This is a genomic window from Roseburia sp. OM02-15, assembly GCF_003481835.1.
Taxonomy (GTDB): Bacteria; Bacillota; Clostridia; order Lachnospirales; family Lachnospiraceae; genus Eubacterium_I; species Eubacterium_I ramulus_A.
Genome location: NZ_QULX01000004.1, coordinates 250,795 through 267,251, shown reverse-complemented (window position 1 = coordinate 267,251; position 16,457 = coordinate 250,795). Strand labels below are relative to the sequence as shown.

Genomic DNA, 16,457 nt, shown 5'->3' with positions numbered 1-16,457 from the left:
GTTATTACTCACCACTTGCAGAAGTGGGAGTCTTCTCGACTGAGATAAATTAGCGCATGTAACACAGAGCGTATTATTTCAATGTATATATGCATGCGTGGCACGAAGTGCAGGGTGGCGTAAAAATTTACTAATTTCACAGAGTAAATTAAGAACTCCTGGTATTTTTTCGCGGGGAGCGATTGTTAGCGACCGCGACAAAATACCAAGAGTTCCTATTAAAACCTAGAAAGTAAATTTTAAGCCACCCAAAACAAGACTTAATATTTCCAGGTATGTCTTTCATACGCATTAATAATCTGCGTATTATTATATTGCATGGTGCGTTTCAACGAGTGATCATACTGCAAATGCATATGTCCATGCACCATATATTTTGGCTGATACTTGTCCAGCAATTTCAGAAAAACTTCATATCCCTGATGTGCATGATCATCGCCATCGCCCAGTCCCTGAGCCGGTGCATGAGTCAGCAGAATATCGAAGCCATGATAGAAAATCAACTGGTGTTTGATATGTAACAGGCGTCGTTTCATTTCTTTTTCCGTATACATATATTTGCCGGGCTTATACGGCATACAACCGCCTAAACCAAGAATACGGATGCCTTCGTGAACGTAAATTTTATCATCAATGCAGATGCACCCTTCCGGCGGTGTCTGATCGTATTTCTCATCGTGGTTGCCATGCACATACAGCAATGGCAGATTCGTACAGCTTACCAGAAATGAGAGATAATTTGGATTCAGATCGCCACAGGAAAGGATCAGATCGGTATCGGTGATTTTGTTATTGTTGTAATGATCCCACAATGCAGTTGATTCTGTATCGGAGATTGCCATGATTCTCATAATACAGGTTCCTCCTTACGGATTCCCTCCTGCCGTACAACGTTCTGCGCATCTTCGCGCAATTCGTCTGCAGTTGGAATCCGACCGATAATATTGTCCGCGAGCCAGTCAATGGAGATAATCTCTTTTGAGGTCAAATGGTGGTTCGCATCTTTTGATACAAGTCCGTCCTGAGAATGCAAAATGCCGTCAAACGGGTTGAAATCGTAATTGCGGATGGCATTTCGCAGGGTATCCAGCAGATGCCGTGTTTCGTCCGGAACCGCAGAGGACCAGACCACATCGATCACATCGGAGGACATGCCCCACCAGTAATGCAATGCTTTCTTGGCATCGGATTTTTCTTCGGTATTCCAGATCCCGTTCTGTACATTTCGAATGATCCGTTCGTAATATTTTCCCCAGTTCCATGCCGGAAATGCCAGATTGACAGGTGTTTCTCCGTTGACGCGGAACAGACCAAACTGTCGGGTGATCTTGCGCGGAATGATCATATCCTGATGGGAGATATAAGTAGCTCCCAGCGCATATAGTTTTCCTGTGAGGTCGACATGCTCATTTTCTTTCAGGGTGGACCATTCCAGATATACTTTTGCTTTCGGGTTTACCATTTTGACACCCAGAGCAAAGGCATTGATATTGGCAGTCATGCCGTAGATCGGATAGTCCGCGATGTAGCCGATTTTGTCCGTGTCTGTCATAACGCCTGCCAGAACGCCGATCAGAAATTTGGCTTCATACATACGTCCGTAGTAAGTGCGGATATATTTATGAGAAGCGTTCAGGGAACAGTTCAGGATCTTTACTTCCGGGTGGTCAACCGCAGCGCGCAGGCTGGCACTTAAAAATTCCGGTGATGTGGTAAAAATCATTTCATTGCCATCGGCGATTGCCTGTTCAATGGCAGCAATAGCATTGTCTGTTCCGGAAATGTTGTCATAAGCTTTAGTCTGTACACTGCCATGAAAAGCATCTTTCAGGTACAGACGACCAAGTTCATGGGCATAAGTCCAGCTGGAAGTCTCCGGTGTCTTTCTGTTAATAAATGCAATATGTGTGATATTTTCTTCATCGGTACCGGTGAGCAGTTTGGTAAAGATATTTTTCTTCTGTTCCGGTTCCGGATCATATTTGACCGAAGGTTTCTCTTTCGTATCGTGGAGTTCGATCTCTGCCCACATTTTTTTCAGATTTTCCTTGATCTCAGAAGGCGTCTCATCGGAAAGCTGGCTGTAATCAAACAGATCCAGATAGATGAGCAGAGCGTCTCCAATGGTCATATTCAGTTTGTTACCGCCCAGTTCCCGGAACGCATCGGCAAAACGGTTGTAGCAGGAACGGAACAAAATGCGGTCGTCCATGCTCCAGCGCTCATAGCGGCTGTGTCCGAGATGGTAGGACAGATGCTGATAGGCACCTTCCTGACTGAAAAACAGGTAATTAATGTTCGTTGCATTATAAAAATCCAGAAATTCGTAGTAAATACGGCTCTCTTTCGTATCTTCCCTTGCAGGGATGATCCTTGTGACGTAGCCGGGAACACTGATCGCTCCAAAATATTTCAGAACGCTGACACGTTTGTTGCCTTCCTGCACATAATATTGGTTCATGTATTCATAAGCAACAATGGGTTCACGGATACCTTCCTGTAAATGTGCATCGCAGAGTGCGGACCATTTGGCAGCAAATTCTGTACCTTCGCCGAGGATTGGCATAAAATTCGGGGCAAAGGAGGAAGAACGTCCATAGGTTTTGGTTCCGATGATCAGTTCTGTTGGGATATCCACCAGACCTAATGGAACTTCACCGCTGATGTCTACATGTTCCAGAATCGTGTCTAAAGCGGGCATTTGGGTCGGCAGTTTCTGTGCTGTTCGGTTCTGTAAGTCTTTTTTGCCTGCCCTTGCGGCAGCTTTGTAATGCTCCATCGACATATCGATCACTCCTATCGTTTATTGGCTGTCACGGAAAAATGAAATAATGTTTTGGATTTAAAAGTTTCTCCTGCTTTTAAGATAACAGATGGGAAATTCGGGTGGCTGGTTGCATTTGGAAAATGCTGTGTCTCTAAGCATGCGCTGCCGTATGCCGGGTAGCAGATGCCGTTTTTGCCATGTTCTGCCGGAGACTGTGCCGGTACATATAACTGCACGCCAGGCTGGTCGGTAAAGCAGGTCAGGCGGATGCCGGATTCTTCTGCATACAGAGTAGCTGCTTCCTTCAGACCGCTTCCGTTTAATACAAAGTTATGATCGTAGGTTTTGGAATATTTTAACTGCGGATGATCTGCAAAAATATCCTGTCCGATCGGTTTCGGAGTACGGAAATCAAACGGTGTGCCTGCTACGTCGGAGATTACACCGGTGGTGAGGTCGTTTTCATCAGTTTCGGTATACTGGTCAGCATTGATCATCAGTATATGCTCCAGAACAGATCCGGAAGCTTCGCCATTTAAGTTAAAATAAGAATGGTTTGTCGTGTTGAATACGGTATCCTGATCACTGGAAGCTTCGTAGGAGATGGAAAGTTCATTGTCCTCACTCCATGCATAGGTCACGCTCATTGTCAGTGTGCCCGGATAACCTTCTTCTCCGTCCGGTGAAACACGGGTAAAACGAACGGTGTTGCCAACCTGTGCAGATTCCCAGTTGTAGTAGTGGAAACCGCGGGTGCCGCCGTGCAGGTGGTTTGGTCCATTGTTGATCACCAGATGATATGTTTTATCATTTAATGTGAACGTACCTTTTTCAATACGGTTTGCATGTCGGCCGACAACGGCACCGAAACTTGCCTGATCTTTTTCATATTCAGCAAGGGTGTCATAGCCAAGGCATACATCACGCAGAGTGCCAGTTTTGTCCGGAACACAGATATTTACCACGCGGCAGCCAAAGCTGGTTATGGTAACATATGCGCCGGATGTGTTTTCCAGACGGTAAAGAAAAGCTTCTTCTCCGTCATTTGTGATTCCAAAAGAACTTTTTGTAATATTCATTTCAAAACCCTCATTCTTTCTGTTTTAAGTTAGGTAAATGTATCTATAGTATACGCGCAGGTGACAGGTGCTGACAAGTAAAATCTTTTGTGGTATACTGTTTTGCATGAATACGAATAAAAATACAGATAATGAAATGATGAACACACAGGTGAAAAAAGTGGATGCAATGCATCCGGATATGGATATTATGCGGGAAGCGGGAGAAATTATCCGTCAGGGTGGACTGGTTGGATTCCCGACAGAGACCGTATATGGATTAGGAGCAGACGCGTTACTGCCGGAAGGGGCGAAACGAATTTATGCAGCAAAAGGGCGTCCGTCAGACAATCCATTGATCGTGCATATCGCAGATTTTGAAGCACTGAAGAAAATTACTTCTTATATTCCGCCACAGGCAAAGGCTCTGGCAGATGCATTCTGGCCGGGACCGCTGACCATGATTTTTCAGAAAAGTGATGCGGTTCCGTATGAGACGACCGGCGGGCTGGACACGGTAGCCGTTCGTATGCCGTCCCATCCGACGGCGCTGGCTCTGATCCGGGAAGGCGGCGGTTATATCGCTGCGCCGAGCGCGAATACTTCAGGTAGACCGAGTCCGACGCTGGCAGAGCATGTATACGAAGATCTGAAGGGAAAAATCCCGATGATCCTGGATGGCGGAGCGGTTGGCATTGGTATTGAGTCAACGATCATTGATCTGAGCGAAGAAATCCCGATGATTCTGCGTCCGGGTTATATTACAAAAGAAATGTTGTCGGAAGTGATCGGAGAAGTAAAGGATGATCCGGGATTTGCCAGTGCAGATCCAAATGTACATCCGAAAGCTCCGGGCATGAAATACAGACATTATGCACCAAAGGCAAATCTGACGATCGTATCCGGAGAAGCTGGGGCAGTGATCGAGCGCATCAATGCGCTGACACAAGAGCATCAGCAAAAAGGAGAAAAAGTCGGAATCATATGTACAGATGAGAGCCGTTCACAGTATGTCGGTGATGTGATCAAAAGCACCGGCAGCAGACAGGATGAAGATAGCATTGCACAGCATTTGTATGCTATTTTGCGTGATTTTGATGATATGGATGTGGATGTGATCTTTTCTGAAAGTTTTGCCACTCCGCGTATCGGTCACGCGATTATGAATCGTCTGCTGAAAGCTGCGGGACATCAGGTGATCGAAGTTTAGCTGGAGGTGACAATTTGGAAAAAATCGAGAAGATAATCTTTGCGGGGAAACGGGCAATCTGTCGGGAACCGATGGCGGCTGCAATCTTGCAGCGGGAACATCTGAATTTTCCGGTGGAGATACTGGCGCGGGGCATTGTAGTATTATTTCCGGAACCGCTGAATCAGAAAGCAGAAGCTGTAATGATCAGTAATGGGATTACACTGGAAAATTATATGTCCAGTCAGCTGGAATCGTCTGATTTTGGGGAACATACACTGGTTCTGACCTTTGACCAGGCAGCAAAAGAGAAAGTGCTGGAGATGGAAGGCGCACAGAATGTGGAAGTGCTGACAGAGCTGACCGGCGATGAGCTGGAAATTCTGGATCCGTATGGGGCAGAGCTGGTGACTTATGGTATTTGTTATGAGACGTTGTCGAATACGATACATAAATTGGCAGAAATATTGAACGAAGAATATGACAGAAGCGAAAACGAATGATGGAATAAAGAAAAATGCTATATTTCATTTTTTACAAACTGTCATATAGAAAGTATAAATGCAAAACGTAAATGAAAGAGAGCAGGCTATTTTTCCCTGGTAAGCGATTGTTAGCTACCGGGACAAAATAGCCTGCTTTCTTTTTCAATACGTACAATTTAGCCACAAGAGAAGTTAAATATTCCTAAAGTATATTTTCCAGTCCATACAATGCCGCACCCAGTGCGCCCACAATTTCCGGTTCCTCAGAGATAAAAAGCGGCGCCTTCAACTGTTCTTCCAGCACCTTAACCACGCCCGGATTTTTTGCAACACCACCAGTCATCATAAACCTTGGTTCCAGTCCAACACGGCGCATTAGTGAAATGGCTTTCGCGGCGATGGCCATATGAATGCCGTGGGCGATATCAGAAGTTTCTTTATTCCGGGCGATCAGTGAGATAACCTCCGATTCTGCAAACACGGAACACATACTGCTGATCTCAATATTTTCTGTAGATTTCAAAGACAGTGGCCCCAGTTCTGAAATATCCACTTCCAACGTCCGCGCCATCATTTCCAGAAAACGTCCGGTTCCGGCGGCACATTTATCATTCATGACAAAATCAGTCACATCCCCTTTTTCATTCAGATGGATCGCTTTGCTGTCCTGTCCGCCGATATCAAGAATCGTGCGGATTTCCGGATTCAGATAATGTGCACCTTTTCCGTGACAGCTGATTTCTGTTACGTTTTCATCTGCAAACGGAATGCTGACACGTCCGTATCCGGTGGACACGATTTTGGTCAGATCAGAGCGTTGTAGGTTTGCCTTCTGTAAAATTTCTTCTAAAATGCGCTGTGCACTTTCGCCGCTTTTAGCTCCGGTGCGGATGACCGCGGAAGCAACGATTTCACGATTACCGTTTAAGATAACAGCGTTTGTGGAAGTGGAACCGCTGTCAATTCCCATGACATAGACAGGTGCATCCGCTGTATTAGCTGTTTTTGCATTTGCAGTATCGGAAACGGCATCTTGTGTTTCAGTAGAATAGTTTTCTGACTGCTGTCGTTTATTTTTAAATAACATAGATTCTCCTTTTTGTGCACGTAAGGATTCTAAAAATGCTTCCAGTCGGGTTAAAATCTGACCGCCGCACTGAGCGGTAGCATCGGTTTCGATTTTCAGAATCGGCAGGTTAGATGTTTCGTGCAGTTTGGTATATTCGTAAGCATAAATATCACAAAATTTAACGGTGTGGTAAATAATGCCGTCAATGCGATCTTCATAGGCTTCCAGAATACGTTGGCGGTTGGATGCGGCAGCCATACGCATGCAGGGAAGCTGATCTAACAGAGCATGTGCATAGGCAGGCAGAATCTGTTCAGAATTCAGGTCGTAGCTGCGCTGGATGCCGGTGCAGGTCAGATCCAGTGTGATCTCTGCCTGATGATCGGTGATGAGCTGACGGATCTCACTGCCCGGACGGGCACCAACAAGGGCGATATGAAGACCATTCATCGGTGAATCGGCAGTTGGGTTATCAGCTAAGCCAGATGAGATGGAGGTGTGATCGACAGGAGCTGTTGTCTGATAAGCAGTTGCATCGAAATTCTGAGCATCATTTGCCGTTTTCTGTTTTGTATCATGTTTTTTGCCAGTTTCAATCCGTTTTTGTTCATCAGCACATTCTCTGCAAATTTCCAACAACTTCTGCTCCGAAAAGGTTTTTCCAGAAAAATGCGCATAGGCATCAATGAGTTTTTGCAGCTGTTTCGTATAAAGCGTCACAGCAAAATCATTGATCTTGCGCGGCAGATCCAGACAGAAGAAAAATTTATCCGGAAACTGCTGACATAAAATATCATACAGTCGGCGGGAACTGTCGCAGCAGGAGGTAAAGACCATTCCTTCATAATCCTGCTTTTCAAATTCTTCCAGAACCGCTTTGGAGAAGGAACACATATTTGGGTGCATCAGGGCATCTGCCTGGGTGAAATTCGTTACATGCGGTTCCAGACAGACAAGCTCTGTGCCGAACGCCTGCAGCAATTCTTCCGGGACATATTTACAAAAATAAGCCAGCATTATGCCTCCTCCTTTCGCTGTTTTAATACTTCTAAAAATGCTTCAAATCGGGTGCGGATCTGTCCGTCGTGACTGTTTCTGCGGTCCATGCCGTCTCCATCCAGGATCAGAAGAGGAATATCTTTTTTATCCAGTTCTTCTTTTAACAGCATGACGCCGCCGGAGGACTGTTTGCATCCCCAGTGACAGAAATTGATGACGCCGTCAGACTGCAGATTCTGTGCCAGTTCCGATACCAGTGCTGCTTTTCTCTCATAAGGACCGTTGTAGACATTGTGGATCATTTTGTCTGCCAGAGCTTCCAGCGGATGTTCGGTATCCAACGGCGCGCGGTAATCCAGATTCATTTCAATCGCCTGAATCTGATAATCATCGGTGAGATTAAAGTACTCCTTTAAAGTTTCCTGATAATAAGGCAGTAGGTGAACCCAGAGAATGTTGGTGCCATGAAATTCCGGTGCAGCTGCGGTTTCGGCTTCCATCTGCTGATAAAAATGCAGGATTTCCGGTGTGCCAATATTCATATGTGACGCAAACAGCATATACATTTGCATAGTCAGCGTAGATGGATAATGATGCGTCCGCAGATTTTTTAAGCAGCGTTCATAACAGGCTTTGGATGCATTTTCCCGTTGTAAAATAGGAACCAGTTCTTCTTCCTGAAATTTTTGGTGGAAGGTATCTTCCAGCATGGCAATCAGTTCTTTTAACTGTTCCGTGACATAGGCTTTTGCATCCGGTGTATTGTACTGCGGGACATCGATCAGAAAGGACGGCACCTGATGTTTTTCAGACAGATGTCGGAAAGTGTTGATATTTCCGTCGCAGATGGTAGAGGTTGTTACTGCAAAAGCTGCCGGCGGGATGATGCAGCTGTCGATGGCGCCGATGAAATTTTTATGGTAGGAGCACAGGGTGGATGCAAGACCTTCATTTTCGGCATAATCCAGAAAATAATCTTCGATGGTGAAGCCGGATAAAAAAGAGGACAGACATTCAATGGACAGACTGTGCAAGCCAAAGCACTGTAGCAGTTCCACCGGAGCAAAAATATTTGCCCAGACGGAGGTCTCCGGGTGCTTTAAAGCAGCCAGAACTTCTCCAACCGCATAGGTATTTAAATACTGGTAAGCGCCGGGCATTCTTTTGTCAGCCAGATGCTTACTGCGAAACTGCTCCAGAGCCAGTCCGGCTTTGATCATGCGGAAAGCTGCCAGCGGATGGTCGGGAGCATATTTTTTTATGATATTTCCATAAGTACGAATTACTTCCATAAATTTAATGTTTACCTCAGTCGAAATTGAGACTTCCACTTTTTCACATGATGAACAATAACAAATCATTCCTGGTGGGAGTGCTGCGATTTCTTTAAAATCTTGTCATAAGTTTCATTTTGTTTTTTTCGATAGCATTTTACAGGAAAACGGGGAAAATGGCAAGATGACAGGCAATGAGTCGATATGTGTGAAATGCAGAGAACATTTGGATGTAAATCAACCATACTTACAACCATTTAAGAAAATTTTAACTGTAAACACAGGAATGGTTATGGTAAACTATAAGAAATATGGATTCAAGTCGAACGCACGTGAGACTTGGTGCGTGATTCTGGTCAGCGCAAGCTGACATCTTCTTTTCAGAATCACTGCACATCCTCGCGGAGCATTTATCTCAGTCGGAGATTGAACTCCCACTGAGAAATACTTGTTACTACTCACTTGCAGAAGTGGGAGTCTCAACTCAGACTGAGATGAATTTATACGAATATAGAAGGAGTTTAGGCAATGGAAAAATCAAAAGTTTATTTTACTTCCTTTAAGACAAGTTTTACCGAAAATCTGATGCAGAAGCTGGCGCGTCTGGTAAAAACTGCGGGCATTGAAACCATCGATTTTCAGGATCATTATGCAGCAATCAAAATTCATTTTGGCGAGTACGGAAACCTGGCGTTTCTCCGCCCGAATTATGCAAAAGTCATTGCAGATATCGTAAAAGAGCAGGGTGGAAAACCATTTCTGACAGACTGCAATACTTTATATGTAGGAAGCCGTAAAAATGCAGTAGATCATCTGGAGACGGCTTACATGAATGGATTTACCCCATATGCAACCGGATGTCCAGTGATCATCGCAGACGGACTGAAAGGTACCGATGAGGCATTAGTTCCAGTGAACGGCGAATATATCAAAGAAGCAAAAGTAGGACGTGCGCTGATGGATGCAGATATTCTGATCTCCCTGACTCATTTCAAAGGTCATGAGGCAACCGGTTTTGGCGGTGCTATCAAAAATATCGGTATGGGCGGCGGTTCCCGTGCAGGTAAAATGGATCAGCACAGCGCCGGAAAACCATATGTACGCCGCAGACTCTGTGTAGGTTGTGGTATGTGTACAAGAGTCTGTGCCCATAGTGCGATCACCATTGATGAACGCAAGGCAGAGATCAATCATGAAAAATGTGTCGGATGTGGAAGATGCGTCGGTGTCTGTCCGAAAGATGCAGTCACACCGGAATTTTCTGAGTCCAACGATATCTTAAACTGCAAAATGGCAGAGTATACACTGGCAATCTGCAAAGACCGTCCGTGTTTTCACATTTCACTGATCTGCGATGTGTCACCGAACTGCGACTGCCATGCGGAAAATGATCGTCCGATCATTCCAAACGTCGGTATGCTGGCATCCTTTGATCCGGTCGCTCTTGATATGGCGTGTGCAGATCTGTGCAATCAGCAGCCGGTACTTTCAAACAGTGTGCTGGCAGAGAATATGGAGCAGCATAAGCATGAGCATGGTGACTGCGACTGTGAGTATGGACATGATCATTTCTATTTCACACATCCGGATACCAACTGGAGAAGCTGCATTGAGCATGCGGTAAAAATAGGACTTGGTACGGATCAGTATGAATTGATCGAAGTATAAAAAGAGCATTGTGATCTGAAGAACAGAGCGTTTTAACTGGATGTTAAACAGCTACATGCCAGATTGAGAAAAATGCGATTTGGGAAAGGAAAAAGAAGAAGGAGAAACAAAGGAAAGCATGAGTCCACAGGATAAAGTAGAGCGGGTGTTAAAGGAGATTCATGTCACTTTTTCCAAAAGTGAGATGATGGACGGACATCCGGATAAAGTAATTATCGACCGAAAGAAATTTCTGGGATTGCTGGATCGTCTGAATCAGGGGATTTACGATATGATGGATCAGTACGAGCAGACACGTCAGAGCCGGAACAACGCGGAGCGGGCATTCCGCAAAAAGGGCGATGAGATCATTGAGGCGGCAAATGCCAATGCGGAGGATGTGTACGCAGCATCTGTTATTTACACTGCGGATATGATCGGAGCTATCCGTGATCTGATGGATCAGACCAACGATTCCATGAATGATCTGTTTATGCAGTTTAAAAAAGATCTGCGGGAGCAGAAGGACAAGCTGCAGTCCCATGAAAATGAATTGCAGGGACAGCTTGCAGACCTGGCAGATACGAAGAAATACCTGTCTATTATTGATGATATCAATCGTCAGCGGGCACGGAAAAACCGCGATCTGGAGGCAGAAAAAGAGGCTGGTGTACAGTATGCCCGAAATATGATGTATATTCCGCCATCCGAACCTGACATTAAAGTAAACGAGCAGTACTTTGAAAACTCCGGAACAAAGAGACCGGAGGATATCTTATCGGATGGGGCACCGGCAGAAAAACCGGATATCAAGATCAATACCGATGCGGCTTATTTTAAGTGGAAAGCCAGTCAGGAGGCACAGCAGGCAGAGCCGGAAACAGAAACTCAGGAACATCCGAATCCGGAATTTCCGGATGAAGCGTCTATACGCCGTGCGGTACTGGAGGACGAGTTTGCACAGGAACAGGAGCAGCATCCACATCGGAAAAAAGAAAAACGGGATGCAAGTTCCATTTTAAAAGATCTGATTTTCGGTAAAGAAGAATAGGAGGGATTCCCTTGAACAATATTTTAGTATGCGATGATGACACTTCCATCGTTGATTCCATTGAAATTTATCTGCAGCAGGAAGGGTATCAGGTTTTTAAGGCATATGATGGCGTGCAGGCGCTGGAAGTGCTGAAAAAAGAAGATATTCAGCTGGTGATCATCGATGTGATGATGCCGCGTTTAGATGGAATCCGTGCAATTTTAAAAATTCGTGAAGAAAGTAACATGCCGATCATTGTTCTGTCTGCAAAGACCGCAGATTCGGATAAGATTCTGGGCTTGAATGTAGGAGCGGACGATTATGTGTCGAAACCGTTTAATCCTCTGGAGCTGGTGGCGCGGGTAAATTCCCAGATGCGCCGTTATACAAAGCTTGGAAATGCAACCGAATCCAGCAAAGTATTTCAGACGGGCGGACTTGCCATCAACGATGATCTGAAGGAAGTAACTGTGGACGGGCAGAACGTGCGTCTGACACCGATCGAATACAATATTTTACTGCTCCTAGTGAAAAATCAGGGCAAAGTATTTTCCATCAACCAGATTTATGAGAGCATCTGGAATGAGGAAGCCATCGGCGCAGACAATACCGTAGCGGTACATATCCGTCATATCAGAGAAAAAATTGAGATTAATCCAAAAGATCCTCAGTACCTGAAAGTAGTTTGGGGTGTTGGATACAAGATTGAGAAAATAGAACCGAGGTAGTCGATGGAACAGAACAGAAAGCGTTATTCATCTCTGGCAAAGGCGATTGTGATCGGTCTGCAGATGATCGCGGCGGTGCTGGCTTCGGTCAGCATTGTGCTGTTCAGCACCTGTGTCAATCAGAATATGCTGAATATGGGAGATCTGCAAAATTCCTCTTTTGTGGAATCCGGATATTTTGAGCGTACCTTTTCAAAACAGATGCTGCAACTGTTGGATTATCTGAACCTGAAGGAGCAGTTTGAAACAGATGGCGTTTATGATGAAAATCGTCCTGAAACAGTGAATGCTTCTCAGGAGCGGATCTCAGATTACAAAATCTACAACAACAAATACGATCAGAATAATACCAATGTGTATTACTGGCTTGGAGATCTGAAAGATGGCACATATGTGACCAATATGCATGATGTTGAAAAACAGGAGGATGCTTATGAGAAAGCAGTCAATTATGGTCGGTATCTGAGCTATAACAACAAAACCTTCCGTTTTGAGACGAATATCGGTGGAATTGAAAACAATTATTATCAGAATATGGCGCAGTATAATGAGCTGCAAAAAGGCGATTATACGCTGATCGTTGCCGTGGATGTGAACTTTCCACAGGAAGATGACCTTGCGGTGGCAAAACGGGAATTTGACAAATTATTCCCATGGGCGCAGCGGAGCCTTGTACTGGCAGCAGTTGGTCTTATCGTCTGGTTAGTGGGACTGTGTTATATGACCGTGGCAGCTGCAAAACGAAGTGAGGATAAGGAAATTCATCTGGCAAATTTTGATAAGCTGCGGACGGAAATCCCGATTGCCCTGCTATTTGTATTCAGTGTGGCATTGGCGGCACTTGGCATGCGGGTACATCATCAGGATTACGGTGTCATGGGGCGCATGGTAATCGTTGGTACGTTTACGGTACTGGGCGACTGTGCATTTATGGGAATGTACTTAAGTCTGGTGCGCCGTGTCAAAGCGGATACGTTTTTTGAAAACAGTTATCTGCACTGGTTGATCGTCAACCTGAAGGATACCCTGCATAACCGTTATCTTGGGAACAGAATGACTCTGGTCATCTGGGGAATTGTACTGGCAAATGTTGTAGTCGCATATCTGGTATTTCACTGTGGATTTATCTGGGCATATATTTTGCTGATCATATTCCTGCTGTTTACGCTGATCTATTTTTCACAGCGTGTCATTCAGCGGCGGAAAATATTGGAAGGAATTGATCAGATCACGCAGGGAAAATTTGATTATAAACTGAATCTGGAAGAGTATCAGGGAGACGAATATCAGCTGGCAGAGGGCATTAACCATATCAGCGAAGGTCTGGCAAATGCTATTGGTGAGAGTGTGCGGGATGAGCGCATGAAAGCAAATATGATCACAAATATTTCCCATGATATCAAGACACCGCTGACTTCCATCATCAATTATATTGGTCTGCTGCGCCGGGAAAAAATCGATAACCCGAATGCAGAATCGTATATTGAAGTACTGGAATCCAAAGCGATGCGGTTAAAACAGCTGATGGAAGATCTGGTGGATGTATCACGTATTTCCTCCGGTAATGTGATCTTACAGATGGATGACATCGATCTGGTGGAACTGGTGCGTCAGACCGGCGGTGAATTTAACGAGAAACTGGAGCAGAAAGGCTTAAACGTGATCAGTAAGTTCCCGAAGGAAGCGGTGATGATCTATGCAGACGGACGGCAGCTGTGGCGTGTGATCGGAAACCTGTATAACAATACGTCAAAATATGCGATGCCGGATACCCGCGTGTATGTGGAAGTGGCAAAGGATGGTTACGAAGCATCTTTTACTATGAAAAACATATCGGAAAAACTGTTGAATGTGGATGCGGATGCACTGGCAGAACGGTTTGTACGGGGGGATGAATCCCGCAGCACCGAAGGAAGCGGTCTGGGACTGTCTATTTCAAAAATGCTGACCGAACTGATGGGAGGCAAATTTGAGATCAGTCTGGAGGATGATCTGTTCCGGGTGAAAGTTACGTTTCGGTGTAAAGAATAGCCGGAGTAAACCTATAAAAAATATATTCGAATCAAAAAAATAAAAGAAACTTTCAATTGAAAGAAGCGAAATGTGAAAAGAAAAGCATTTCGCTTCTTTTTTTGTGCCATTTTTTAGAAAACCAGGTTGGAACTCTTACATAGTTTCAAATTCTTCTGTAGTTTCAACCTCTTGCGTGGTTTCAAAAAATACAGGTTTTCAGAATCTGCCAGGGCATAATTTAGAGGGGAGTTTCAAAAAATTACGGGGTTTCAGAATTTTGGTTGCAAAAGGAAATTCAGAACATCCTGTTTGCACGGGAAAAAATTCGATATTGTGAAATTGTTCCAAAGAGAGAGATCGAAAGGAGAACAACATGAGTAACAGAGGAAGAATTACACGCGAGTGTGAGCTCTTGAATAGAAAAAGAAACGTGTTTGAAGGAATCATTGACAATCGCAGTTTTTTTCAGAACATACGTGGCGATCTGCTTGTTTCCGGTGAGAGAGCCGGTGATCAGGAAATGATCCTGAATCTGGTGGAAAGCTGTATGGAAAAAGCAGACATGCCCATCATTTTACTTTCCGGTCATCTGGGTGTGTTTACAGAACTTCAGAGACGGAGAACACAGGACGCGTTTTCAAATGTGAGAATTGCAAGCCCATCAGAAAAAACGTACCATCCGTTTCTTGGAATGTCAAAGCAGCAGATCCAGAGATTTGTCAGCCTTGCAGCAGAGAAAATGGGAATCGGAGTTTTAATCGGAAAAGTAATGATTTATACAGCGGCATTGCTGGATATCGTTGCTGCAAAATATCCGGTTTCTCTGCCGGCTATGGCAGGTCTGCTGCAGGAAGATGACGATGTGATCTCAGAGGTTGCAATGGAATGTGGTCTTTCCAATGTGGTGGTGGATAACATCAGAAGCAATCATGAGGCAGGCATTGTTCTGAGAAGAATCTGTGGAAAACTGGAGGAAGTATTTGAGGAAGTCTATACGCCCGTAAGTGATACGGGTTACAGTTTTGCAACAGGTATCAGAGATCATGGTAGACTGTTTGCTTTCTATACCGCTTCCAGAGATTATCAGATCTTAAATACCTGTTTGAAAGAAGAACTGTACAACTGTCTGAAACAGGGAACCCGTCTGAGAGTGATCCTGGATGAGATGATCTTTGAAAATGAAGAAGATGAATTACTGAGATATCTTCTGAGAGAAAAAATGCAGGGACGGATCGAGCTGATGTTTCTGGCACAGAATCCGGTGAAATGGCTCCCGGAGGCAGCAGATCTGGCATTTGCCAATGTTGTGATGTTTCCACAGCAGACACCTGCTGCTACCGATCTGGTGTCAGAACGATTATTCAGTACCTATCAGTATTATTTTCCGGCACCGACGGCAGGCACACCGCCGCATCTGCTTTTTACCTTTCAAAAAGCAGTCAACTGGCAGATCCAGTCAGAACAGCGTCTGCGTGTGCAAAGTAATGATTTGTACCAGACACCATCTCACTGGGGACCAGTTGTTGATTATCTGGCAGTGAAAACCATGGAAAGTGACAACATTTTTCTGGTTCCGTTGGAAGACTTTATGCAGTCCGGAGCAAGGTATCAGTTAACAAATAAGGAGGGGAACATGAAAAATGAGACGTAGACGAGATATTTTTGGAAATGGATCGGGCAGAATGTCTGGAATCCGTAATTTGTCACCGGCACAGCTTGTGACAAGAATCCTGGGAATTTTATCTGTGATCCTGGCAATTGTGATGGTGGTAAACCTGAACCGGATTATGGCGGCGATGGCCGTATTTGCAGCAAAAATCTGTTTCTATGGTGTGATCGCATTTGTTGTGATCGCTGTGATAGCATACCTGCTTCTCCGTTTGCGTTGGAGAATCAGAAGTCGATTTTGGAGGTGGTAATAATGGGTTATGAGATGTGGGAAATCTGGATGGCAATCAGACGTTTTCTGATTGGATGGGCAGTAGCGTTAGGTATTCTGTTTGTGGCAAGCTGTATCCGTTATCACGCTTTTATTGCAGAAGCATTTGTAAGTCATACCGGAGTATTGATCAATGGCATTATGCCGATACTGCTCATACTGTTTGGAATAGGATATGCCCTGAAAACGGTATTCAGATAATTCAAGTCGAACGCACGTGAGACTTGGTGCGTGATTCTGGTCAGCGCAAGCTGAC

At 44.8% G+C, this 16,457-nt stretch carries 15 protein-coding genes; 10 read left to right on the top strand and 5 right to left on the bottom strand.

Translation table 11 applies throughout. The features are described from left to right. Window positions 1-260: 260 nt before the first annotated feature. Genes DXB15_RS06125 through DXB15_RS06115 form a run of 3 tightly spaced genes read right to left on the bottom strand, consistent with a single transcriptional unit; the run spans window position 261 to window position 3,846 of the window. On the bottom strand, window positions 261-851 hold the full coding sequence (locus DXB15_RS06125; RefSeq protein WP_118702332.1) for a metallophosphoesterase family protein: 591 nt from the start codon (window positions 849-851) through the stop codon (window positions 261-263). Then, complete coding sequence (locus tag DXB15_RS06120) at window positions 848-2,785, bottom strand: BMP family ABC transporter substrate-binding protein (RefSeq protein WP_109216150.1); 1,938 nt, start codon at window positions 2,783-2,785, stop codon at window positions 848-850. Before DXB15_RS06120 ends, DXB15_RS06125 begins: the two co-directional genes overlap by 4 nt. A gap of 11 nt (window positions 2,786-2,796) precedes the next feature. Then, window positions 2,797-3,846, bottom strand: a complete 1,050-nt coding sequence (locus DXB15_RS06115; RefSeq protein ID WP_109216149.1) for an aldose epimerase family protein — start codon at window positions 3,844-3,846, stop codon at window positions 2,797-2,799. Between the two features lie 139 nt (window positions 3,847-3,985). Here DXB15_RS06115 and DXB15_RS06110 point away from each other — a divergent pair, with 139 nt between their 5' ends. Both DXB15_RS06110 and DXB15_RS06105 read left to right on the top strand, forming a co-directional pair. After that, a complete protein-coding gene (locus DXB15_RS06110; RefSeq protein WP_109216151.1) occupies window positions 3,986-5,035 on the top strand; it encodes an L-threonylcarbamoyladenylate synthase in 1,050 nt (349 codons plus the stop codon). Between the two features lie 14 nt (window positions 5,036-5,049). Then, window positions 5,050-5,517, top strand: a complete 468-nt coding sequence (locus tag DXB15_RS06105) for an arsenate reductase/protein-tyrosine-phosphatase family protein (protein ID WP_118702331.1) — start codon at window positions 5,050-5,052, stop codon at window positions 5,515-5,517. 184 nt (window positions 5,518-5,701) lie between these two features. Here the strand turns inward: DXB15_RS06105 and DXB15_RS06100 are convergent, their stop codons facing one another. Next, on the bottom strand, window positions 5,702-7,585 hold the full coding sequence (locus DXB15_RS06100) for an acyl-CoA dehydratase activase (protein WP_118702330.1): 1,884 nt from the start codon (window positions 7,583-7,585) through the stop codon (window positions 5,702-5,704). After that, complete coding sequence (locus DXB15_RS06095) at window positions 7,585-8,859, bottom strand: 2-hydroxyacyl-CoA dehydratase family protein (protein WP_118702329.1); 1,275 nt, start codon at window positions 8,857-8,859, stop codon at window positions 7,585-7,587. Before DXB15_RS06095 ends, DXB15_RS06100 begins: the two co-directional genes overlap by 1 nt. Window positions 8,860-9,025: 166 nt before the next feature. Here DXB15_RS06095 and DXB15_RS16810 point away from each other — a divergent pair, with 166 nt between their 5' ends. From DXB15_RS16810 to DXB15_RS06060, 8 genes are all read left to right on the top strand, one after another. Beyond that, complete coding sequence (locus DXB15_RS16810) at window positions 9,026-9,211, top strand: hypothetical protein (RefSeq protein WP_147404769.1); 186 nt, start codon at window positions 9,026-9,028, stop codon at window positions 9,209-9,211. A gap of 158 nt (window positions 9,212-9,369) precedes the next feature. Then, the gene (locus DXB15_RS06090) at window positions 9,370-10,509 is read left to right on the top strand and encodes a DUF362 domain-containing protein (protein WP_118702328.1); all 1,140 of its coding nucleotides are present in this window, start codon (window positions 9,370-9,372) and stop codon (window positions 10,507-10,509) included. A 79-nt stretch (window positions 10,510-10,588) separates the two neighbouring features. Next, window positions 10,589-11,539, top strand: a complete 951-nt coding sequence (locus tag DXB15_RS06085) for a hypothetical protein (protein WP_109216144.1) — start codon at window positions 10,589-10,591, stop codon at window positions 11,537-11,539. Between the two features lie 11 nt (window positions 11,540-11,550). After that, window positions 11,551-12,249, top strand: a complete 699-nt coding sequence (locus DXB15_RS06080) for a response regulator transcription factor (protein ID WP_109216143.1) — start codon at window positions 11,551-11,553, stop codon at window positions 12,247-12,249. Window positions 12,250-12,252: 3 nt separating this feature from the next. Beyond that, window positions 12,253-14,280 carry a sensor histidine kinase gene (locus DXB15_RS06075; RefSeq protein ID WP_118702327.1) on the top strand — a complete coding sequence of 676 codons (2,028 nt, stop codon included), beginning with the start codon at window positions 12,253-12,255 and terminating at the stop codon, window positions 14,278-14,280. Between the two features lie 355 nt (window positions 14,281-14,635). Further along, window positions 14,636-15,913: a hypothetical protein gene (locus tag DXB15_RS06070; protein ID WP_118702326.1), complete on the top strand. Its 1,278-nt coding sequence runs from the start codon at window positions 14,636-14,638 to the stop codon at window positions 15,911-15,913. Continuing rightward, complete coding sequence (locus DXB15_RS06065) at window positions 15,903-16,181, top strand: hypothetical protein (RefSeq protein WP_118702325.1); 279 nt, start codon at window positions 15,903-15,905, stop codon at window positions 16,179-16,181. Before DXB15_RS06070 ends, DXB15_RS06065 begins: the two co-directional genes overlap by 11 nt. A gap of 2 nt (window positions 16,182-16,183) precedes the next feature. After that, window positions 16,184-16,402: a hypothetical protein gene (locus tag DXB15_RS06060; RefSeq protein WP_109216139.1), complete on the top strand. Its 219-nt coding sequence runs from the start codon at window positions 16,184-16,186 to the stop codon at window positions 16,400-16,402. Window positions 16,403-16,457 lie beyond the last annotated feature (55 nt).